Annotated in this window: 30 protein-coding genes; 9 read left to right on the forward strand and 21 right to left on the reverse strand. The window is 28.6% G+C overall.

Annotation, left to right across the window (positions count from 1 at the left end):
• Positions 1 to 25: 25 nt before the first annotated feature.
• The 21 genes from udk to NSA23_RS01815 form a co-directional block, all read right to left on the reverse strand.
• The gene (gene udk / locus NSA23_RS01715; RefSeq protein WP_042681613.1) at positions 26 to 649 is read right to left on the reverse strand and encodes a uridine kinase; all 624 of its coding nucleotides are present in this window, start codon (positions 647 to 649) and stop codon (positions 26 to 28) included.
• 5 nt (positions 650 to 654) lie between these two features.
• On the reverse strand, positions 655 to 1884 hold the full coding sequence (locus NSA23_RS01720; RefSeq protein WP_042681610.1) for a peptidase U32 family protein: 1230 nt from the start codon (positions 1882 to 1884) through the stop codon (positions 655 to 657).
• Positions 1877 to 2536, reverse strand: coding sequence for an O-methyltransferase (locus NSA23_RS01725; protein WP_042681607.1), 660 nt, complete (start codon positions 2534 to 2536; stop codon positions 1877 to 1879). The genes NSA23_RS01720 and NSA23_RS01725 overlap by 8 nt, the downstream gene beginning before the upstream one ends.
• Before the next feature lie 78 nt (positions 2537 to 2614).
• Complete coding sequence (gene mltG, locus NSA23_RS01730; protein WP_042681605.1) at positions 2615 to 3667, reverse strand: endolytic transglycosylase MltG; 1053 nt, start codon at positions 3665 to 3667, stop codon at positions 2615 to 2617.
• A gap of 88 nt (positions 3668 to 3755) precedes the next feature.
• Positions 3756 to 4229 carry a QueT transporter family protein gene (locus tag NSA23_RS01735; protein ID WP_081915227.1) on the reverse strand — a complete coding sequence of 158 codons (474 nt, stop codon included), beginning with the start codon at positions 4227 to 4229 and terminating at the stop codon, positions 3756 to 3758.
• A 14-nt stretch (positions 4230 to 4243) separates the two neighbouring features.
• Complete coding sequence (locus NSA23_RS01740; RefSeq protein WP_042681601.1) at positions 4244 to 4585, reverse strand: YlbF/YmcA family competence regulator; 342 nt, start codon at positions 4583 to 4585, stop codon at positions 4244 to 4246.
• A 14-nt stretch (positions 4586 to 4599) separates the two neighbouring features.
• Positions 4600 to 5193: a LysO family transporter gene (locus NSA23_RS01745; RefSeq protein ID WP_042681599.1), complete on the reverse strand. Its 594-nt coding sequence runs from the start codon at positions 5191 to 5193 to the stop codon at positions 4600 to 4602.
• Positions 5183 to 5485, reverse strand: coding sequence for a hypothetical protein (locus NSA23_RS01750; RefSeq protein ID WP_050069795.1), 303 nt, complete (start codon positions 5483 to 5485; stop codon positions 5183 to 5185). Before NSA23_RS01750 ends, NSA23_RS01745 begins: the two co-directional genes overlap by 11 nt.
• Positions 5486 to 5591: 106 nt before the next feature.
• Entirely contained in the window at positions 5592 to 7256 is a 1665-nt protein-coding gene (locus NSA23_RS01755) for a ribonuclease J (protein WP_042681596.1), read from the reverse strand.
• A 118-nt stretch (positions 7257 to 7374) separates the two neighbouring features.
• Positions 7375 to 7815 (reverse strand): Fur family transcriptional regulator, encoded by a 441-nt coding sequence (locus NSA23_RS01760; protein ID WP_187116665.1) that lies wholly within the window; start codon positions 7813 to 7815, stop codon positions 7375 to 7377.
• A 74-nt stretch (positions 7816 to 7889) separates the two neighbouring features.
• Entirely contained in the window at positions 7890 to 8138 is a 249-nt protein-coding gene (locus NSA23_RS01765; protein ID WP_042681594.1) for a DUF1292 domain-containing protein, read from the reverse strand.
• 14 nt (positions 8139 to 8152) lie between these two features.
• On the reverse strand, positions 8153 to 8566 hold the full coding sequence (gene ruvX / locus NSA23_RS01770) for a Holliday junction resolvase RuvX (protein ID WP_042681592.1): 414 nt from the start codon (positions 8564 to 8566) through the stop codon (positions 8153 to 8155).
• Positions 8567 to 8615: 49 nt separating this feature from the next.
• The gene (locus NSA23_RS01775; protein ID WP_042681590.1) at positions 8616 to 10775 is read right to left on the reverse strand and encodes an alkaline phosphatase family protein; all 2160 of its coding nucleotides are present in this window, start codon (positions 10773 to 10775) and stop codon (positions 8616 to 8618) included.
• 11 nt (positions 10776 to 10786) lie between these two features.
• The gene (locus NSA23_RS01780; RefSeq protein WP_042681587.1) at positions 10787 to 11071 is read right to left on the reverse strand and encodes an IreB family regulatory phosphoprotein; all 285 of its coding nucleotides are present in this window, start codon (positions 11069 to 11071) and stop codon (positions 10787 to 10789) included.
• Positions 11072 to 11161: 90 nt separating this feature from the next.
• Positions 11162 to 13801 carry an alanine--tRNA ligase gene (gene alaS, locus NSA23_RS01785; protein WP_042681586.1) on the reverse strand — a complete coding sequence of 880 codons (2640 nt, stop codon included), beginning with the start codon at positions 13799 to 13801 and terminating at the stop codon, positions 11162 to 11164.
• 163 nt (positions 13802 to 13964) lie between these two features.
• Positions 13965 to 15131: an AI-2E family transporter gene (locus tag NSA23_RS01790; protein ID WP_042681583.1), complete on the reverse strand. Its 1167-nt coding sequence runs from the start codon at positions 15129 to 15131 to the stop codon at positions 13965 to 13967.
• Between the two features lie 41 nt (positions 15132 to 15172).
• Positions 15173 to 15340: a YtxH domain-containing protein gene (locus NSA23_RS01795; RefSeq protein ID WP_147524987.1), complete on the reverse strand. Its 168-nt coding sequence runs from the start codon at positions 15338 to 15340 to the stop codon at positions 15173 to 15175.
• A 44-nt stretch (positions 15341 to 15384) separates the two neighbouring features.
• Positions 15385 to 15924, reverse strand: coding sequence for a PRC-barrel domain-containing protein (locus NSA23_RS01800; protein WP_042681581.1), 540 nt, complete (start codon positions 15922 to 15924; stop codon positions 15385 to 15387).
• A 116-nt stretch (positions 15925 to 16040) separates the two neighbouring features.
• Complete coding sequence (gene nifU / locus NSA23_RS01805; RefSeq protein ID WP_042681579.1) at positions 16041 to 16466, reverse strand: Fe-S cluster assembly scaffold protein NifU; 426 nt, start codon at positions 16464 to 16466, stop codon at positions 16041 to 16043.
• On the reverse strand, positions 16466 to 17644 hold the full coding sequence (gene nifS, locus NSA23_RS01810; RefSeq protein WP_042681576.1) for a cysteine desulfurase NifS: 1179 nt from the start codon (positions 17642 to 17644) through the stop codon (positions 16466 to 16468). Before nifS ends, nifU begins: the two co-directional genes overlap by 1 nt.
• A gap of 11 nt (positions 17645 to 17655) precedes the next feature.
• A complete protein-coding gene (locus NSA23_RS01815) occupies positions 17656 to 18183 on the reverse strand; it encodes an RrF2 family transcriptional regulator (protein WP_257490067.1) in 528 nt (175 codons plus the stop codon).
• 92 nt (positions 18184 to 18275) lie between these two features.
• Here NSA23_RS01815 and NSA23_RS01820 point away from each other — a divergent pair, with 92 nt between their 5' ends.
• The 9 genes from NSA23_RS01820 (at position 18276) to NSA23_RS01860 (ending at position 20645) form a co-directional block, all read left to right on the forward strand.
• The gene (locus tag NSA23_RS01820; RefSeq protein ID WP_187116664.1) at positions 18276 to 18431 is read left to right on the forward strand and encodes a hypothetical protein; all 156 of its coding nucleotides are present in this window, start codon (positions 18276 to 18278) and stop codon (positions 18429 to 18431) included.
• 59 nt (positions 18432 to 18490) lie between these two features.
• Complete coding sequence (locus NSA23_RS01825; RefSeq protein WP_187116663.1) at positions 18491 to 18646, forward strand: hypothetical protein; 156 nt, start codon at positions 18491 to 18493, stop codon at positions 18644 to 18646.
• Positions 18647 to 18693: 47 nt separating this feature from the next.
• Entirely contained in the window at positions 18694 to 18849 is a 156-nt protein-coding gene (locus NSA23_RS01830) for a hypothetical protein (RefSeq protein ID WP_187116662.1), read from the forward strand.
• Between the two features lie 80 nt (positions 18850 to 18929).
• Positions 18930 to 19151, forward strand: a complete 222-nt coding sequence (locus tag NSA23_RS01835) for a hypothetical protein (RefSeq protein WP_042681574.1) — start codon at positions 18930 to 18932, stop codon at positions 19149 to 19151.
• A gap of 143 nt (positions 19152 to 19294) precedes the next feature.
• Positions 19295 to 19465: a hypothetical protein gene (locus NSA23_RS01840; protein ID WP_187116661.1), complete on the forward strand. Its 171-nt coding sequence runs from the start codon at positions 19295 to 19297 to the stop codon at positions 19463 to 19465.
• A 13-nt stretch (positions 19466 to 19478) separates the two neighbouring features.
• Positions 19479 to 19775 (forward strand): hypothetical protein, encoded by a 297-nt coding sequence (locus NSA23_RS01845; protein WP_042681572.1) that lies wholly within the window; start codon positions 19479 to 19481, stop codon positions 19773 to 19775.
• A 19-nt stretch (positions 19776 to 19794) separates the two neighbouring features.
• Positions 19795 to 20022 (forward strand): hypothetical protein, encoded by a 228-nt coding sequence (locus NSA23_RS01850; RefSeq protein ID WP_042681569.1) that lies wholly within the window; start codon positions 19795 to 19797, stop codon positions 20020 to 20022.
• A 5-nt stretch (positions 20023 to 20027) separates the two neighbouring features.
• Entirely contained in the window at positions 20028 to 20297 is a 270-nt protein-coding gene (locus NSA23_RS01855; RefSeq protein ID WP_042681568.1) for a hypothetical protein, read from the forward strand.
• A gap of 30 nt (positions 20298 to 20327) precedes the next feature.
• Positions 20328 to 20645, forward strand: a complete 318-nt coding sequence (locus NSA23_RS01860) for a hypothetical protein (RefSeq protein ID WP_042681565.1) — start codon at positions 20328 to 20330, stop codon at positions 20643 to 20645.
• The last annotated feature ends 3 nt before the right edge of the window (positions 20646 to 20648 follow it).

Below are 20648 nucleotides of genomic sequence, written 5' to 3' on the forward strand. Positions count from 1 at the left end.
TCCCAATTAGTAATGGAGGTATTTATTATTTATCATCTATAATTGATTTAATTTTTGTAACCATTATATCAATTGCCACCTTATTATATCCACCTTCCGGAATAATAATATCGGCATACTTTTTACTTGGCTCTACAAACTGCATATGAGCTGGTCTAACTGTTTTCATATACTGTTCTATTACTGAATCTAAACTTCTACCTCTTTCTTTAATATCCCTATTTATACGTCTTATAACCCTTACATCCGAATCAGTATCTACAAAAATTTTAATATCTAACAAATCTCTAATTTTTTCATCATCTAAAATTAAAAGTCCTTCTAAAATAATTATCTCTTTTGGCCATACTTTTATTGTTTCTTTTTTTCTATTATGTTTTTCAAAATCATAAATAGGCTTTTCTATAGGCAGTCCCTTTAATAGTTTATTTAAATGTTCAATTAGTAAGTTATTATCAAAAGCAAAAGGATGATCATAATTAGTATTTTTTCTTTCCTCAAAAGTTAAATTACTTTGGCTTTTATAATAGGAATCTTGTTCAATAACTACTACATTTGTTTCTTCAATAGACTTATAAATTTCCTTAGCCACAGTACTCTTACCCGAACCAGTACCTCCAGTAATTCCTATAAGTATAGATCTTTTCAATTAAATCAATCCTTTCTAGCTTTTCTAATAATATCCCACTCTTCAACAGGCTCTTTCATCTTCATCTTTATAATTTGCTGAGGATGGGGCGCTACCTCTATTTTTTCACCATTTTCATTCCACATTTCTTCAATATTTTGAGTAAAGAATTCTTTATTAGGACCGAAAATTTCTATTTCATCCCCTACAAATATTCTATTTCTTTGCTCCACAGTTGCCAATTTTGTTTTCTTATCATAATCTAAAACCAATCCTACAAAATCATATTTCCTTATATAGGAGCTATTCTCATAAATCTGATCATCACCTGTAGGTTTTTTAAAGTAAAACCCTGTAGTAAAATCTCTATAACTAGCCTTTTTAATTTCTTCAAGCCATTCTTCTTTGTATACATAGTTCTTTTTATATCTGAAAAATTCATCTATAGCTTTTCTATAAGCTCTTATCACTGTAGCTACATAATATTGACTTTTTACTCTTCCTTCTATCTTAAAACTACATATTCCAGCCTCAATTAACTCTGGTATATACTTTATCATACATAAGTCCTTAGAATTAAATATAAAAGTCCCTTTTTCATCTTCATATATTGGAAAATATTCTCCTGGTCTTTTTTCTTCTACTAAATTATATTTCCATCTACAAGGATGAGCACATTCTCCTCTATTTGCATCTCTACCTGCCATATAGTTGCTAAGTAAACATCTACCAGAATAAGATATACACATAGCACCATGAACAAAAGCTTCTATCTCTAAATCCTTAGGCAATTTTTTCTTTATCTCTTTAATTTCATCCAAGGATAATTCTCTTGCTACTACTATTCTTCTTATCCCTAGATCATACCAGAATCTAATAGTTTCATAATTTGTAGCACTAGCTTGAGTACTCAAATGTATAGGCATATTAGGAGCTACCCTTCTTATTACAGAAAAAACTCCAGGATCTGCTACTATTACACCATCTACACCTATTTTCTCAAGCTCCGATACATATTCATCGAGACCTATTAAATCTTCATTATGTGGAATTATATTTAAAGTAACATAAACTTTTTTATTTCTCTTATGAGCAAATCTTATACCTTCTTCTATATCTTCTAATGTGAAATTCTTGGAAGCTTTTCTAAGTCCAAACTCTTCTCCACCTAAATAAACTGCATCTGCACCATAAACTATAGCCATTTTTAACTTTTCTAGATCTCCAGCAGGTGCCAATAACTCTGGTTTATTCATTATCTCCCTCCTCTTTATATGTTATAGATACACCATCTCCTAATGGGAGAACACTAGTTATATAACCATCCAAATTTGAAATATATTCCAAATAATTTCTCATTCTTTTTACAATTGTCTTTTTTCTTTTAACAACTAATTCATCACTAGCTACCATTCCTTTATATAAAACATTATCAGATAATATTACTCCACCTTTTCTTAACACTCTACTACATTCATTAAAAAAATCTAAATAATGACCCTTAGCTGCATCTAAAAATATGAAATCATATTTTTGCTCTAGTTCTGATATAATTTCTCTTGCATCTCCTTCTATAATCCTAATTCTTTCCCTGTATTTACTTTGATTTATATTTTTTTTTGCAATTTTAAACATATCTTCCTTTTTCTCTATGGTAGTTATTTTGGTATCAGAACTAGTTGCTTCAGCCATAATTAAAGAAGAATATCCAATAGCAGTACCTACTTCTAAAATATTTTTTGCATCACTTATCTTTAATAGCACTTTAATAAATTGTCCTACTTCAGGACATACAATAGGTATATGATTACTATTCCCATAATCTTTTATTTCCTTTAATTTATCTGAATCCTCTTGTAAAATACCTCTAATATATTCTTCTATATAATCATAATTTATATCTACCAAATATAACACTTCCTCTTTTACAAAAGTAATACGTGGTAATTAGCCATCCACGTATTATATAAATATTTTATATAAATTTTATTTTTCTGACTGAGCCTTCAAATGTTCTTCATAAGTCTTAGTAAAAATATGTTCACCACTACCATCTTTTTTTAATACATAATATAGATAATCTACATCTGAAGGATTCACAGCAGCTATTAGAGACTTCTCACCTGGTGATGCAATAGGAGATGGAGGTAAACCTTTGTGAATATAAGTATTATAAGGTGAATCAACCTTTAAATCTTTATATAATAAGCGTTCTTTCCTTTCTCCTAAGGCATATTGTACTGTAGCATCCACTTGAAGAAGCATATTAATTTCTAATCTATTGTAAAATACTCCTGCAATAGTTGAACGTTCCTTATCAACTCTAGCTTCTTTTTCTATCATTGAAGCTAATGTTACTATTTCATTTAAATCTAAATCAGATTTTTCAACCTTCTTTTTAAAATCTGTTTCATAAAATTGTTCAAATCTTGAAAGCATTCTCTCAATAATTTCTTCCTCACTTGCATTTATATATATTTCATAAGTATCAGGAAATAAGTATCCCTCTAAATTATAACCTTTAGGTATTTTCTTTAAAAAACTATACTTATTAGAAAATCTATTTACATCTTGACACAGCTCTAAAAATTTTTTCTCATCAGCAAGTCCCAATTCGTCTAGTCTATAAGCAATCTGTTTTAATTCAAAACCTTCTGGTATCGTAAATTTGATAATATCTCCATCTCTACCTCCAGAAGAAAGGCTTACTAAAATTTCTTTAACTCCCATTCCTGTATTTAAAGAATAATTGCCAGACTTTAATTTTCCATCTAGCTTTTCTTTTCTAACTTTATACTTAAATACTAATTTACTCCTGATTAGCCCATTTTCTTTTAAAATATCTGCAATTCTAGATGTAGAACTTCCAGAAGAAATTTCTATAGTTTTTTCTTTTGGATCATTAGGAGATACTGGATTTAAAGCCTTATCATAATAAACTTTCATCATAATCGTACTTACAACTATTATAATGGAACAAAAGATAAGAATTTTATTAAAACTTTTTTTCCACTTTTTATTTCTTAAAGATTCTGTCACAAAATCTCCACCTTTAAACCATATTTACTTATTTTATTATACAAGTATTATCTCTTTTTTACAAGGATGTATAAAAGAATTATCTATATCAATTTTTAAATATATTTTTATATATTATAAGTATAATATTCCCAAAAACTACTACAGATATTAATTCTCCTAAAGAAATTCCTAATACTGTGTACCAGTAAGGTATTTTTGTAAAGTATGAAACCCAGATGGAAACTAAGAATCCATTTAATATAACAGGCGGAAGTATGGCTAGTTTTTTACTAGTTGTTTTGCTAGTCAAATAAGCTGCTATAAGAGTAACTAAACTACCTCCTACTACATCTATTAGTCCAAACCCAGAAAAAGAAACGAGTATTATATTTGAAATTAAACATCCCATAAAAACTCCTGGCACTGCAGCTGGCTCTACTAAAGGTAACAAAGTTAAACCTTCTGCAATTCTTAGTTGAATAGGACCAAAAGCTAATTGACCAATAGGCATTTGAATGGCTACTAAAACTACATATATTGCAGAAATAAGTCCAGCTTTAGTTATATATTTAGTATCCATATTTTCCTCCATATCTATTTCTCAGGTAGATCCAATTTCATTACATCGTCTAATATCTTATAGATATCTGATATTAATTGACTAAAATTCATCTCCGCTATGAAAAAATCTTTTATATTAGGGTTCAACATTAATATGTCTTCTAATTTTTGTAGTCTTTCAATTTTTTCCTTATCTATTTCCTTCCCTGATAATTGTTCCATTTGAATTTCAAGAGCCTTCTTTCTAAAATCCTCAATCATTTCTTTATTCTTATCGTCCGAAAAAACCTTTTTTTGTTTTTCAACATATTTCTTATATTCATCTGATTCTCTTATAGCTCCGGATAATTTGTGAGCTTCATCATATACATTCATAGTATCCCTCCTAATCATATCTTTATCATTATAGAAACTAAAATAGGTACAACCAAACTAAGTATTACACCAGAAACAAATGAAATTATAGTAGTTTGTGAATTAGTTGAACGTGAAACAACAGGTAATGCTGTATCCATAGCAGTTGCACCGCAAGGAGCAATGCATTCTAAATATCCAATGTATCTAGCTATTAGTGGCACAACTATAAGAGCAATAATCTCCCTAACTACATTAGTCAAAAATGCTATGGCACTTAATTCTGTAGAATAATTAGTAAGCATCACTGAAGATAGTGTATACCATCCTAAACCTGCGCCTACAGCTCCTGATTCATTAATAGGCATTTTTAATAAAAATCCTCCTACAATACTACCAAATATACTTCCTATAATAATCATTAGAGGTACAAGAAGTATCCTAAATCCCATTTTTTTAAGATCTTTAAATACGCCTTTTTGTTTTCCAATATCCATTCCTGCAAAAAATAAAAGTAAACAAAGTCCTATGTCTGTAATAATACCAGTATAAGAAAAAAAACAATCGGGAATTAAAAAATATCCTACTCCAATTCCTAATACAACTGCTAAAATAATACTAAGGCTCATTTACCTCCCCCTCATCTCTAAGAACCATATTTCTTACTAATCTAACAAGAATAATACTAAATAATATAGAAAATACAGCTAGAACTGTTGCTTTAGCACCTATTTGAAAAAATGAGGAAATCACTTTCTTGTCCAACCCAATCCTTACACCCATTGTAAAAAGCAAGAATAATAGGCAAAAGTTTTGAATAGGACCAAGTTTTTTGCTAAAATTATCACTTATCAAGCCTTTATGTGAAATAATAGCTCCTAAAGCAAGTAGTAAAAAATAAACAAGTACTGTATAGTTCATGAAGTACCTCCTTAATCCATTTAAATATACTTTATCAAGAACATTATACTACATAATTATAAAACAAGCTATATAATATGAGGAAAGTCGTAGAAAATCTACGACTTTAAACTTCCATAATAATAGGCAATATCATTGGATTTCTCTTGATTTTCTCATATAAAAATCCTCTTAACGCATCACGGATACTAGACTTTAATGTAGCCCAATCAGTTATATGGTTTTTTTCACATTCTTTCAATACTTTTCTAACAACATTTCTTGACTCTTCCATTAAATCTTCAGATTCTCTTACATATACAAACCCTCTTGATATAATATCAGGGCCTGCCATAACCTTTCCATCTTCCTTACTTATAGTAACAACTACTACAATTAGACCATCTTCTGACAAATGTTTTCTATCTCTTAAAACAATATTACCTACATCTCCTATACCTAGACCATCTACTAAAATATTTCCTGCAGTTACTTTAGGCCCAAAGGAACATGAGTTTCTAGTAAATTCTATTGTAGAGCCATTTTCAGCTATAAAAATATTTTCTTTTGGCATTCCTAAATTTTCTGCTAATTTAGAATGTCTTCTTAAATGCCTATATTCTCCATGAACTGGTATAAAGTACTTAGGCTTTACTAATGCATGAATGAGTTTAAGTTCCTCTTCACATGCATGACCAGATACATGAACATCTGCCAAAGATTCATAAATAACATTTGCACCTTTTTCCATTAATTGATCTATAACTCTTGAAACAGTTTTTTCATTTCCTGGTATAGGAGATGCAGATATAACTACTAAATCTCCTGGTACTAACTGTATTTTTCTATGCTCAGAATATGCCATCCTAGCCAATGCAGACATTGGTTCACCTTGACTACCTGTAGTAACAACCACAATTTTATCATACGGATATTTATCCATATCATTTATATCTATCAACGTTCCATCAGGAATATTTAAATATCCTAACTCTGTAGCAACTCCAATTACATTTACCATACTTCTTCCAGATACCACAACTTTTCTATTAAAAAGAACTGCTGAATCTATTATTTGTTGTATACGGTATACATTTGATGCAAAGGTTGCAACTACAATTCTATGTTCTGCCATTGCAAAAATATCATTAAAAGTTTCACCTACCGTACTTTCGGACATAGTATATCCTGGTCTTTCTACATTAGTACTATCTGCTAATAATGCTAATACTCCTTTTTTACCTAATTCAGCAAATTTATGAAGATCTATAGCTTCATCGTTTATAGGAGTATAGTCAATTTTAAAATCTCCTGTGTGAACTATTATTCCAACAGGTGTGTGTATAGCTAATGCAACAGAATCTGGAATACTATGATTAGTTTTAATAAGCTCTATTTTAAAACAGCCAATTTCTATAGAATCTCCCGCTTCTAGTTTATTTAATTTAACATTCTTCATCTTATGTTCTTTCAGTTTATTTTCCACTAATCCTAATGTTAGTTTAGTTCCGTAAACAGGTGCATTTATCTTTTTTAGAACATAAGGCAATGCTCCAATATGGTCTTCATGACCATGAGTTAAAACTATAGCTTTAACCCTTTCTTTGTTTTTTAACAAATAACTTATATCAGGTATAACTACATCTATACCCAACATTTCATCTTCAGGAAAAATAACACCACAATCTATAACAATTATGTCATTTCTATATTCTATTACGGTAATATTTTTTCCTATTTCACCTAGGCCACCTAAAGGTATAATTTTTAATTTATAAGGTTTTCTAGACAAACTATATCAACTCCTTCTATTTTATTAATTTCTCCAAATCTTATAATAATTAGTATTCGAAAAACAAAATATTAGCTTACACACTATACTTACAAAAAAACAATCCCCTTTAGGGGATTTATTTATCTCGACACTCGCTACAGTATCCGAAAAATTTTACATTGTGATCCACTATCTCAAATTTCCCTTCTTTCTCAATCTCATATTCTAAGCTTTCCAATAAGTCTAATTTAACTTCTATGACTTTTCCGCAATCTAAACATATTAGATGGTGATGATGATGATCACTAGAATTTGAATTTAATTCATACCTATTACAGCCATCATCAAAATTTAATTTGCATATTATGTCTAACTGTTCCAAGAGTTGCAAAGTTCTATAAACTGTGGCCAAGCCTATTTCTGGATATTTTAATTTTACTATATCATAAATTTCTTCTGGACTTAAATGACTCCCTTTATTTTCAATAATAACATCTAATATTGCTCTTCTCTGAGTTGTTAATTTATATCCTTCTTCTTTTAACCTCTCTTTTATAGAATCTAAATTAATATCCATATTTTCACCTGCTTATTTATTCTATATATAGAATATAGATATATATAATAAAAGTCAAATATCTGTATTTAATTTTATTTAATACTTTCCTTTAAAATACTTTCATAAGCTAGTATAGCATCATTTAACTCTCCATCATCTTCTATCCCTACTAAAATCAAATCACCATTATCATCATATTCCATTCTGAGAATATAAGCTTCATTTTCATTGTCCATAGGGAAAAGTACAGCATAATTAGAATCATCAAGACCGAAAGTTACAGAAATTTCAAATTCTTCTTTTTTACCTCTCTCGTCTAATAAAACTATCCTATCTTCCACCTACTTCACCTTCTTCAATAATTTTTATCTAAATAAGTCTGTAATATATAGGTTGCAGCTACTTTATCAATGACCTTTTTTCTCTTTTTTCTGCTTACATCTCCATTAATCAAAAGCTTTTCAGCAGCTACTGTAGTCAAACGCTCATCTTCTAAAATTATTTCCAATTCAAACTCTTTTTTTATTTCCTCTACAAACTCTAGAACTTTCTCCCCTTGAGGTCCTATAGTATTGTTCATATTTTTAGGAAATCCAACTACTATTTTAGCAATTTCATATTCATCGATAATAGACTTTAGAGCTTTAAAATCATTTTTTATACCATTTCTTTCTATTGTAATAATACCTTGAGCGGTTAACCCCAAAGGATCACTTACAGCTACACCTATCGTCTTATCTCCTACATCAATTCCTAAGATTCTTTCCATAAACTCTCCTCATTTTAAATTAATTTTATACAAAATATTAAATACATACTTAATAACATTGTTCATCAGCTATATACTCAATTGTTTTAAAAATAAAGGATACATTAATTAACGTTACAGCTATAGAAGCAAGTATTATTCCAGAATCATTAGCCAAAAACCCTATTATACTTCCAGTCATACCGCTTATGAATCCTATATAAATATATTTATGCTCCTCGAATAATTCTCTTAATCTATCTCCTAAAGTAAAAATAATTACCATCTGAGAAATTAAATTAGCATGTAAAACTTTAGTCCATATAGAGGAACCCACCAATTTAATATTCATCAAAAATTTTCTAAGGGCAATACTACCTATTATCCACTTTCCTTCATCGTTAGTCATCATAACAGTTTTTCCTAAATGGGTAGGGCTAGGATTAAATTTAATATCAATAAAAGCCATAATAATAACAAAGCCTATAATAAATAGTCCAATGGTAAAAATCCTTTTAAAATTTATATTTTTGTCTAAAGACTCTAATAAGAAATAGATTGTAAAAAATAAAGTAGCAATACTTCCCCCCACATTTGCTCCCAATTTAGGGTGTCCTACTATTATAGCAGAAAAAACCAATAAAATAAATGAAATTAGTTTATTTCCTCTTTTATTCATAAAAGTTCCTATAAATACTGCACTAACACCTAAAAACACTCCTACCATCTCATTACCTAGTCCAAAGTATCTAGCACCAATTGTTGGATCATATCCTAATGCAGAGTACCTAGTTAAATTCCCTCCTAGGAACATATCTAGCACTAATATCCAATAAATCAGACCAGAAACAAGTAAAACTTTATCTATTTTTTTAACTTTATATATAAATAGTATCAATAAAAACAAAGTAACAATTAAAGAAATAATATAATTCGTATAATTTGTCCAATTTATTGCTGATGTCAGTATTAAAGATAATGGAATTATTCCAATAGTTATAATTGCAATACTTAAAATATTATATAATCTGCCTTTGAGCTTTACCTTGCTTCCTAATACTAGCATAACAAATAATATTACAATCATGGATAATATACTATAAGTAGACAATATATAAAATCTACTTTTAGAAACTATATTTATTCTTGAATTATTAGTTAAAATATAATTAAGATTATCATCATTTTCTTTATAACTTAACACATTTCCAGACATATACTTTGTTGAAGCTCCTAAAAATTCTGCAATGGAAGGAGCTATGTCAATATTCGTTACCACCCCTTCTCTTTTGGTAGTGGGAGAATTTAAAATCCCCTTAGGAATATTATTTCCCCAAAGCACTAAAGGTGATAATTTACTATCATCTAATCTTTCCTCTCCACTATTGGGACTCACTATAATAAGCATAGAATTCTCTTTATCAATATTATCTTTTAAATTCCCTATAAAATTATCAATCTTATCCAATATATTTAATCTGTGCTTTTCAAACATCTCATCTGTTAGCTCCTGACTATAAGAGCTAAGCCTATCTAAATCACCAGTATCAACAACTATCAAAGATGATTTATTTTTTACATTACTTATTTCAGTGATCAATTTATCATAATCTGTTCTAATTCCATAAGGAAAATTCTTATCCTTAATCAATATATTGTCCACATTTCCAAAATCAATTAATCCCTTAGAATCAATAGGAATAAGACTTGATGATCTCATAACTTCTTCCAAAGTGTCTCCATTCCCATACATAGCAGTTTTTAATCCTGATTTATGTAAACTATCTCCTAAAACTCCTATATACGGCTCATAGCTATTTTTCTTATTTAATTCAATAATTTTATTAAAATTTATATTTGCAATTTGAAAATCATCTGTTACTGGTCCAATTCTTCTTTCGTATATTTCTTTGTTTTCCTCATTTAAATTATATGTTTCTGCACTTTCATAAGTGGAATATGCTTTTTTCGATGAGTTTATAGTCAAAAAGCTTTCCGAACCTTTATAATTATATAACCCTCTAGTATTCATGAGTCCAATACTGCCTTCATTAACAATTTGCTTCAAATTAGCCATGTTATCAATATCTTTCAGAATATACTTATTAAGTACGATTAAGTACACTGTCTTATTATTAGATTCACTTGATGCTTCTATAGTGTTTGCACTGAAAAAAGAAAACATTAGTAATACAATAATTAAGCTGCTTATTAGCCTGTACCTATTCAATTATACCTCTCCTACTTCCTATTATTTTCCTCATTATTTTCATTTTCTAAATAAGACCTTAATAATTCTTCAATAAGTTCGTCTCTTTCTAATTTTCTTACTAAACTTCTAGCATTGTTATAGCTAGTTACATAAGTTGGATCTCCAGATAGTATATATCCAATCATTTGATTAATAGGGTTATATCCTCTTTCCTTTAAGGCTTCATAAACAGTTATAAGAATTTCTCTAGCCTCATTTATATTTTCTTTTGGTGGTTCAAATTTCATAGTTTCATTAAAATTATTATTGTTCATTAAAACACCCCCTTATAATATTTATACCATAAAGATTATATTATATACATACTTTTAAAATAAATATTAGTCAAATAATTTGACTAATATTTATTTTAAACTTTCCTTGACTAAAACTTCAACCAATTCTAAACTACTATCTACTTTGCTAGGATCCTTTCCACCTGCTTGTGCCATATCTGGACGTCCACCACCACCGCCTCCAGTCACTTTAGCTACTTCTCTTATTATATTTCCAGCATGAAGTCCCTTATTAATTAAATCTTTAGTAACCATTGACACAAAAGATACACTATTTTCTGAAACAGATGCAAGTACTACAACTCCAGATTCAAGATGATTTTTAATTTCATCTCCTAGACTTCTCAAGCTATTCATATCCATATCTTTAACCTTGTAAGTAATAATATTTATTCCCTCTATACTATGTTTTTGTTCTAGGATATCTTCAGACAAAGATGAAGCTACCTTAGATTTTAAGGATTGTATTTCCCTTTCTTTTTCTTTTATTTCTTCAGACATAGACTTCACTTTCTCTAATACATTGTCTTTATTAGATTTAAGAATATTTGATATAGAATCTATTTCTTCCTCCATATACTTTAAATGACTATAAACTTTCCTGCCAGTTATAGCTTCAATTCTTCTAACACCAGAAGCAATACTAGATTCGCTAACAATTTTAAATAAACCAATATTGCTAGTATTGTCTACATGAGTACCTCCACAAAACTCTTTGCTAAAAGAGCCCATTTCTATAACCCTTACATCCTCTTTATACTTATCTTCAAATAAAGCTATAGCTCCTCTTTTTTTTGCTTCATCCATACTAGTTTCGATAACTGATACATTTAATCCTTCTAATATTTTTTTATTCACAATCTCTTCAATCTTATCTAATTCTTTTTTTGTTACAGCATCATAATGAGTAAAATCAAATCTTAGTCTATCTGGTAAAACTAATGATCCTGCTTGATTTACATGATTACCTAAAACATCTTTTAAAGCTTTATGAAGAAGATGAGTTGCAGAATGATTTCTAGCTATGTCCTTCCTTCTAGTTCTATCTACCCTTGCAAATACCTCTTCACCATTTTTAATTTCTCCGCTTTCTACCTCTACAAATTGATATATAATATTATTTTTAGTTTTTTGAGTATCTAATACTTTAGATTCAAAATTTTGTCCCTTTATAACTCCGATATCTCCAACTTGACCTCCACTTTCTCCATAGAAAGGAGTCTCATCTAAAATAATTATACCCTTTTCTCCATTTTTTAAAATAGAAACTTTTTCTTCATCTTTAAATAATCCTATTATTCTAGAATTAGACTCTGTAGTAGTATATCCTATGAATTTAGTCTTAAATTCTTTAAACCTACTAGTCAACTCGTCCTTTCCCCAAGCTTCTCTTTTTGAGCCATCTCTTGCATTTCTTGCTCTTTCTCTTTGCTCTTCCATTTCTATATTAAACTCTTTTTCATCTACTTTCAAAGCTTTTTCTTCAAGTATTTCTCTTGTTAAATCCAATGGAAATCCATAGGTATCATAGAGTTTAAAAGCTTTATCTCCTGATAATGTTTTTTCATTATTATTTTCCATATCTTCAATATATTTATTGAGTATATTTATTCCTTGATCAATAGTCTCTTCAAATTTTTCTTCTTCAATTTTTATTATTCTCTTAATTTTTTCCTCATTTTCAGCAAGCTCAGTATATTCTTCCTTCCATAATTGTATCACTTTTTCAGAAAGAGCATATAAAAATATTCCATCTATTCCTAATAACTTACCATGTCTTGCTCCTCTTCTTATTAATCTTCTTAGTACATATCCTCTACCTTCATTACTAGGTAAAACTCCATCAGATACTAAAAAAGTAATAGCTCTTATATGGTCTGTTATCACTCTAATAGATTCGTCTACTTTTTTATCTTTTCCATATTTCTCTCCACTTATTTTCTCTACTTCTTTTAATAAATCATTTATAATTCCTATTTCAAATATATTGTCTGCTCCTTCCATAACAGCTGCTATTCTTTCAAGTCCCATTCCTGTATCAATATTTGGATTTGGAAGTGGATTATAATTCCCATACTCATCTTTATCATATTGTGAAAATACTAAATTCCAAACTTCAACATATCTATCACATTCACACCCTGGTTTACAAGTTGATTTTCCACAACCATATTCTTCTCCTCTATCTATATAAATCTCTGAACATGGACCACCAGGGCCTACTTCTAGCTCCCAAAAATTATCCTCTTTTCCTAATCTAATTATTTTTTCTTTTGAAATTTTAATTTTTTTATTCCAAATTTCAAAAGCTTCGTCATCGTCAAAATATATAGTTACCCATATATTTTCTCTAGGTATCTCCAATCTTTCAGTCATAAATTCCCAAGCCCACTCTATAGCTTCATCTTTAAAATATTCTCCAAAAGAAAAATTTCCTAGCATTTCAAAAAAAGTTGCATGTCTATCTGTTTTCCCTACATTTTCAATATCTCCCGTTCTAACGCATTTTTGACAAGTAGCCACCCTTTTATTAGGAGGAATAGAATCACCAGTAAAATATGGTTTCAAAGGTGCCATCCCTGCATTTATTAATAATAAACTTTTATCGTTTTTAGGAACTAAGGAGAAACTTGGTAAAATTAAATGGTTTTTTTCTTGGAAAAAATCTAAAAATTCATTTCTTATTTCATTCAATCCCATCTTTTTCATTAAGAGCACACCTCACCTTTATCTTAAGAATTTATTTAATAAATAAATCTTCATATTTTTATCCTATAAAAAAAACGTCCCGAAACAGAAAAGGGACGACAGTTATACCCTACTCTATAACTAGGATTATAATTAAAAAGCTTTGAATTGTCAATAATTAACCCTATTTAACTTTCTCTATAAAATAGGAATACATAATTTTAATTATTGCTACTATTGGTATAGCTAAAAGCATTCCCAGTATTCCAAAGAAGCCTCCTCCTATTATTAGAGATAATATAACAGTTACAGGATGAATACCCACACTTTCTCCTACAACTTTTGGAGTAATTATATTATTTTCTGTTTGTTGGATAATGGTGAAAGCAATTATAACCCATATTACTTTTAAAGGACCATCAAGTAATGCAAGGAAAACCGCAGGAACAATCCCTATAATGGGACCAAAATAAGGAATTATATCTGCTAAACCTGCTAACATGCCAATACTAAAAGCAAAATTTATATTTAAAATAATTAATGCTATAGTAGTAGTTATACCTACATATATCCCTACTATTATTCTTCCTCTAATAAAGCTACTTATAGATTTATCTATTTCTTTAAAAAGCTTTTTAACTTCATTTCTATAGGTTTTAGGTATGGTTAAATAAATTTTTCTCTTAAAATATTCTTTGTCTTTCAAAAAATAAAATGAAATAATAGGCACCAAAATTAAAGTGAAAATCTTAGAAAACATATTCACAGTTATATTTGTAAACTTTTTAATCCATTTTATAAAAATCTTTTCAAGACTATTTATATTTTCTTTAAATACTCCTCTTATGCCGTTAAGTTCAGGAGGTAAATTATTTAAATTTAAAAAATATCTATTGTGTATTTTATCTATATATGCATAAACTTTATTCAAATAATCTGGCAATATATATCCTATATTTTTAAACTCCTTTATAATTTCAGGAATTAAAATAAAAGAGAAAATGAATATTATGAAGCCAATGAGAATATATAAAAATATAACACTCCATAGCCTAGGTATTTTCTTTTTTTCCAAAAAATCCACTATAGGGTTTAAAAGATAAGCTAAAATTAATGACAATATTAAAACATTTATTATTTCCAATAGAAATTTATATTTTTTAGTTAAAATATATATTAAGTATAATAATAAAAAGCATATAAAAAATTTATATAACCTTTTATTATCTATTTTAATTTTTTTATTTTCTTCAATATACTTATTTCCTATATTTATAACATAGTATATTACTGTTATTATAAGTAATACAGCTGAAATTTGTAAACCCAATACCATATTTCTAACAGCCATTTCTTATCTCCCTATTATAATTTATAGGCAGCAAAAGCTGCCTATTTCCAAATTAAGTTCATCCCATCCTTTATATTTGATATAGCTTTTCTAGTATTTCTCCTAATTTTTCTCTTTTGCATTGGTCCTATTCTAGATGCAGCAAATACTGCTGCTGATGCTCCTATAAGACTTCCCATAAAAGCTCCTCTTTTAAAACTACCATTCATTTATATCATCTCCCTTTTTTAGATTCTATATTTATCTTGCCTCTTTATCTCTCTATCAATTCTAACAGTTTTTTGTAATGTTCTTTATTTTTGCTAATTAAATATTTAACTTCATTACCTACTATTAGATTTTCCTTATTTATTTTTATATTTGATAAATTAGGCACAAAACTTCTTCCCTTAGTAATATCTTCTATTATCCCTTCAGTAATAATATATCCAATTAACTTTTCTTTTTCATAGTTAAATAATAAATCTTTTATATATCCTAGGCACTCACCATTTTCTGTAAGTATTTCTTTATCTATAAATTTAATATCCTCTCCTGTAATACCTTCATTTACATTGTTCTTTTTAATAGATAAGACTTTTTCTGAATCAATAATAATAACATCCTTGCCAAAAGATAAAATATCATCTATAAATATCTTTTTCTTTTGTTTTAAAAATTTTCCATCTTCTATTAAAAAACCAATGAATTTTTCAAAATCATCTGTGAAAATCACATCAGATATTTCTCCTATTTTTTCACCATTCTTTTCTTCCACCACATTTGCTCCAATTAAATCCTTATATCTTATCACATAGATGCTCCTTTTCAATTTTAAATTCACCTTTATTGAATTAGTATTTCACATATTTTTAAAAATATTTGATTTTTAAATTAAAAAAACTGCTGAAATATTTCAGCAGTTTTTTTCTAATGATGATCATGTGGATCTTCAGTAGGATCAAAATCTTCAAGACCATCAATGTAAATATTGTTCTTATTTGAGTAATCTAAAAGTGCAGCTTTTATAGCTTGTTCAGCTAATACGGAACAATGCATTTTAATTGGTGGTAGTCCATCAAGAGATTCAGCTACAGATTTATTTGTAACCTTCATAGCTTCATCTATACTCTTTCCTTTAACCATTTCTGTTGCCATACTTGAAGAAGCTATGGCAGAACCACAACCAAAAGTTTTAAATTTAACATCCTTAATAATTCCATCTTCTATTTTTAAATACATTTTCATAATATCTCCACACTTTGGATTTCCTACTTCACCAACACCATCTGCATCTGGTATTTCACCAACATTTCTAGGATTTCTAAAATGTTCCATTACTTTTTCTGAATACATTATTTTTCCTCCTTTGCCTTTTCATATAGTGGTGACATATCTCTAAGTCTTTGTACAATTTCTGTCAATTTTTCAACTACATAGTCTATTTCCTCTTTTGTATTGAAATCACCTAATGAAAGCCTTAATGAACCATGAGCTATTTCATGTGGAAGACCTATAGCTAAAAGTACATGAGAAGGATCTAAAGATCCTGAAGTACATGCTGAACCGCTAGAACCTGCTATTCCTTCCATATCTAAACTAAGTAATAGAGACTCTCCTTCTATAAATTTAAAACAAAAGCTAACATTTCCCGGAAGTCTTTTTGTTGGATGTCCATTTAATCTTACATAATCAATGCTGTCAAAAACTTTTTTTATAAGTCTTTCCCTGAGAGTTATAAGCTTTTCATTATTTTCATCTATATTTTCGTAAGCAAGTTCTATAGCTTTACCTAATCCTACTATACCAGGAACATTCTCAGTCCCTGCCCTTCTACTCCTCTCTTGAGCTCCTCCTTCTATTAAAGAGTCTAGTTTTACTCCTCGTCTGATGTATAATGCACCTATACCTTTTGGTCCATAAAATTTATGGGCAGATAATGAAAGTAGATCTATATTTAATTCATTTACATCAATTTTCACATGGCCTACAGCTTGAACTGCATCTGTGTGAAAATATATACCTTTTTCCTTGGCTATTTCACCAATTTCTTTAATAGGTTGTATAGTTCCAATTTCATTATTGGCAAACATTATAGTAATAAGTATAGTTTCATCTGTAATAGAATTTTTAAGATCATTTATATCTATCATTCCATATTCATCTACATCTAAATAAGTAACCTTAAAACCTTTTCTTTCTAAATATTCACATGTATGAAGTACTCCATGATGTTCAATCTTTGTAGTAATAATATGATTTCCTTTATTTTTATTTGCAAAAGCAATTCCTTTAATAGCCCAATTATCTGATTCAGAGCCTCCTCCAGTAAAAAATATTTCACTTGATTTTGCCCCAAGTACCTTTGCAACCTTATCTCTTGCGCTTTCAACAGCATTTTTAGATTTACTTCCTAATGAATAGATACTTGATGGATTTCCATAATTTTCGATAAAATATGGAATCATTTCATCTAATACTTCCTTTTTTACAGGAGTAGTAGCTGAATTGTCCATGTAGATATAATTTTTCATAATATCTCCTCCTAAACTTCTGCTTTCCTATTTGATAATATATCCATATGTTCATCAACCATATCTTGAAGAGTAATAGAATCTATTACTTCATCAATACTATCCCTTATTCTCATCCAAACTAATTTTGTAACACAATGCTCTTCCCTATCACATTTATTCATCTCATCATCTATTACACAATCAGCTGGTGCCATATTTCCCTCTAAGGATCTTAAAATACTTCCCACAGTAATCTCTGACGGAGGCTTTGACAATAGATATCCACCTTGTGCTCCTCTTACACTCTCAAGAAATCCATCTTTTCTAAGTACAGCTACTAATTGTTCTAAATAATTTTCAGATATTCTCTGTTCATCTGCTACACTTTTTAAAGGAATAGGACCTTCTCCATAGTGAAGAGACAACTGAAACATAGCTTTTAGGCCATATCGTCCTTTCGTAGATAATCTCATTTTTCCACCTCTTTTAATTCCAACTAATTTACTTGGTATTCTTTTATAAGTATATAATACCCTAGTATTCTTGTCAACATTCATATTCATTATAATTACATTTTTTATGTAGCATAATTATAAATACATGCATAGTATGTACTGAACCAAAAACAAAGGTATGAGGAGGTGACATAGTGTCAGATCGTATCTTTGCCTCTGTAGTAAATCAAAAAACCGTAACTCAAATCCAACTTCAGGTATTAACAATAATTGCTGCACAAGTTGCCAATGTAATAGAAGCTCAAGTTGGTTTTACAATTCAAGATGATAGAGACTTGCTAGATATTTAAAATTAGATAATAAATCTAATTTAACCATAATTAATAATAAATTAAGGAGGTTAAATATAATGTCAGATCGCATTTTTGCATCCGTAGTAAATCAAAAGACTGTAACTCAAGTCCAACTACAAGTGCTAACAATAGTTGCTGCTCAAGTTGCTAATGTAATAGAAGCTCAAGTTGGTTTTTCTATTCAAGATGATAGTGACTTACTAGATATTTAAAAATTGATAAAAACATTAGATATGTAAAATTAAGGAGGTGGAAATTAATGGCAGATCGTATATTTGCATCTGTGATAAATCAAAAAACTGTAACCCAAGTTCAGCTACAAGTATTGACACTAATTGCTGCTCAAGTTGCCAATGTAATAGAAGCTCAAGTTGGTTTTTCTATTCAAGATGATAGTGACTTGCTAGATATTTAATAGAATATAATAAAGGGAAAACTCCCTGTTAAAATAAGTATTTTTAAAAAATCTAAATTATAAAGAAAGGAGAGTTAGACTTGAAAATAGGATTTTCAAAAGATGGTTTAACATTTAATTCAAAGAAATTTCACCCGTTAAATCTCCCTCTTAAAGGTATAAGTTTAGAATCAGATATACCATTAAACCCTACTAGCGCTACTGAAATACTAACAGCCTTTCAAGAAGTAAAACCTGAAAACGCCAGTAAATCAGAAAAAATACAATTATTAAAATCAATGGTAGATAAAACAACAATATAATATAAGGATTTATTGTATTGTTGGCAAACAATAAGTTTGAACCTCTTTTTTCAGAGGTTCTTTTTTTATGAAAATTTTATGAACATTTATCCCTACAATACATAACATACTAGTAGAAATATTTGATAATAGGAGGCTTTACTATGTCTCAAGATTTTAAAAAAACTTTGCCAAAAGTAAAAGATAAAGACAATGTCCGTATGGGTGCAAAGATTGCAAATCAAATAAATACAAACCAGCAATCTAATATGTGCCTTTCTGCATATTCTGCAGTAACTCAAAATTCCTCCACTGTTAATATTAATTTCGCATAAAGGAGGCTATAAGATGTCAGAAAATAATGATTGGATAAAAATAAGATCCAATAAAAAACGTGATGGTGTTCCTTGGGAACTTAAAATTGATATGAAAGGCAATGTATATGTAGATGGTGAACCCTATGATGCAGCTAATTCTAAATACAAAAACTTAAGTATAGATGTTGAACAACATAACAAAATTAGCTCTGGGGAAGAAACACAAAAAATAATTGAAAGTAGTAAAAAAGCTGAAAAGGGAAAAACAATTACAATAAAAGATAAAGAAAGTCCAGATAGAAAAGAAACTACAACTGTTAAATTTTAGAAAGTAAGGAGGTATTATTTTGGATAATAAAAAAGAAAATAAGAAATCAGTAGATGAAAATCCTAATATAGATGACTATATAAATAAGATAGAATTAGGAAATATTGAAATGACAATGAATATAAAAAAACAAAACAACCCCGTAGAACTTTTAGAAAAACTATATTTACTACGAAATAATAAAAAACTAAGCAATGAAGACAAAAACAAAGAAGTGCAAAAAATTATGAATGAATATATGAGGTGATTATTTTGGAAAAATTAAAACAATCATTAGTACTTAACCTCTCAAACCAAGCAAACACTTTTAGCTGTAAAAAAATAGATTTGTCTCAATTTAATTTTTTTGCAATTCTTGGACTTGAATATCTTTATATAGACACTAAAAAAGAAAATATTCCTATTTCAATAAATATTGATAGGTCTGGAGAATTATCCATTAATGGTCTTGATGGTGATTTAATAGATGATAAGAATATATGTATATATTCTGATAAAAAAATAACTAAAAGTGATGAATAATTTCTAATGATCTTATATGGAGGGGGAAAATTGGAAGAAAAAAATAAAATAGAAGAAGGTTTGGACGATATTTTAAGTGATGAAAATAGTCGATTATATAATTTTATGATAAATGCTTCAAATCAAGCAAATCTGACTAATAATAATAATATTTCACCAATACAATTAAATTCAATATTTGTAATTTTAAATCCTTACTATATAGACAAATTTAATATTGAGGGATTAGATCTAGATTTGAAAATTGATGAAAAAGGCATTCTTACTATAAATAATAAGAGGTTTGAGCTCATAGAAATAGAACCAGGAGTTAAAATATTTGGTATCTCTAAGGAGAGCAAGGAGTGAGTC

It is taken from the genome of Anaerosalibacter massiliensis (assembly GCF_024623155.1).
Lineage (GTDB): Bacteria > Bacillota > Clostridia > Tissierellales > Sporanaerobacteraceae > Anaerosalibacter > Anaerosalibacter massiliensis.

Coding starts and splice junctions, on each gene's coding strand:
- NSA23_RS01720 (WP_042681610.1), bottom strand. CDS start 1,884: ATGAATAAACCAGAGTTATTGGCACCTGCTGGAGATCTAGAAAAGTTA.
- NSA23_RS01735 (WP_081915227.1), bottom strand. CDS start 4,229: ATGGATACTAAATATATAACTAAAGCTGGACTTATTTCTGCAATATAT.
- NSA23_RS01740 (WP_042681601.1), bottom strand. CDS start 4,585: ATGAATGTATATGATGAAGCTCACAAATTATCCGGAGCTATAAGAGAA.
- NSA23_RS01745 (WP_042681599.1), bottom strand. CDS start 5,193: ATGAGCCTTAGTATTATTTTAGCAGTTGTATTAGGAATTGGAGTAGGA.
- NSA23_RS01750 (WP_050069795.1), bottom strand. CDS start 5,485: ATGAACTATACAGTACTTGTTTATTTTTTACTACTTGCTTTAGGAGCT.
- NSA23_RS01760 (WP_187116665.1), bottom strand. CDS start 7,815: ATGGATATTAATTTAGATTCTATAAAAGAGAGGTTAAAAGAAGAAGGA.
- ruvX (WP_042681592.1), bottom strand. CDS start 8,566: ATGGAAAGAATCTTAGGAATTGATGTAGGAGATAAGACGATAGGTGTA.
- NSA23_RS01780 (WP_042681587.1), bottom strand. CDS start 11,071: ATGAACAATAATAATTTTAATGAAACTATGAAATTTGAACCACCAAAA.
- alaS (WP_042681586.1), bottom strand. CDS start 13,801: ATGAAAAAGATGGGATTGAATGAAATAAGAAATGAATTTTTAGATTTT.
- NSA23_RS01790 (WP_042681583.1), bottom strand. CDS start 15,131: ATGGCTGTTAGAAATATGGTATTGGGTTTACAAATTTCAGCTGTATTA.
- NSA23_RS01795 (WP_147524987.1), bottom strand. CDS start 15,340: ATGAATGGTAGTTTTAAAAGAGGAGCTTTTATGGGAAGTCTTATAGGA.
- nifU (WP_042681579.1), bottom strand. CDS start 16,466: ATGTATTCAGAAAAAGTAATGGAACATTTTAGAAATCCTAGAAATGTT.
- nifS (WP_042681576.1), bottom strand. CDS start 17,644: ATGAAAAATTATATCTACATGGACAATTCAGCTACTACTCCTGTAAAA.
- NSA23_RS01815 (WP_257490067.1), bottom strand. CDS start 18,183: ATGAATGTTGACAAGAATACTAGGGTATTATATACTTATAAAAGAATA.
- NSA23_RS01825 (WP_187116663.1), top strand. CDS start 18,491: ATGTCAGATCGCATTTTTGCATCCGTAGTAAATCAAAAGACTGTAACT.
- NSA23_RS01830 (WP_187116662.1), top strand. CDS start 18,694: ATGGCAGATCGTATATTTGCATCTGTGATAAATCAAAAAACTGTAACC.
- NSA23_RS01840 (WP_187116661.1), top strand. CDS start 19,295: ATGTCTCAAGATTTTAAAAAAACTTTGCCAAAAGTAAAAGATAAAGAC.
- NSA23_RS01845 (WP_042681572.1), top strand. CDS start 19,479: ATGTCAGAAAATAATGATTGGATAAAAATAAGATCCAATAAAAAACGT.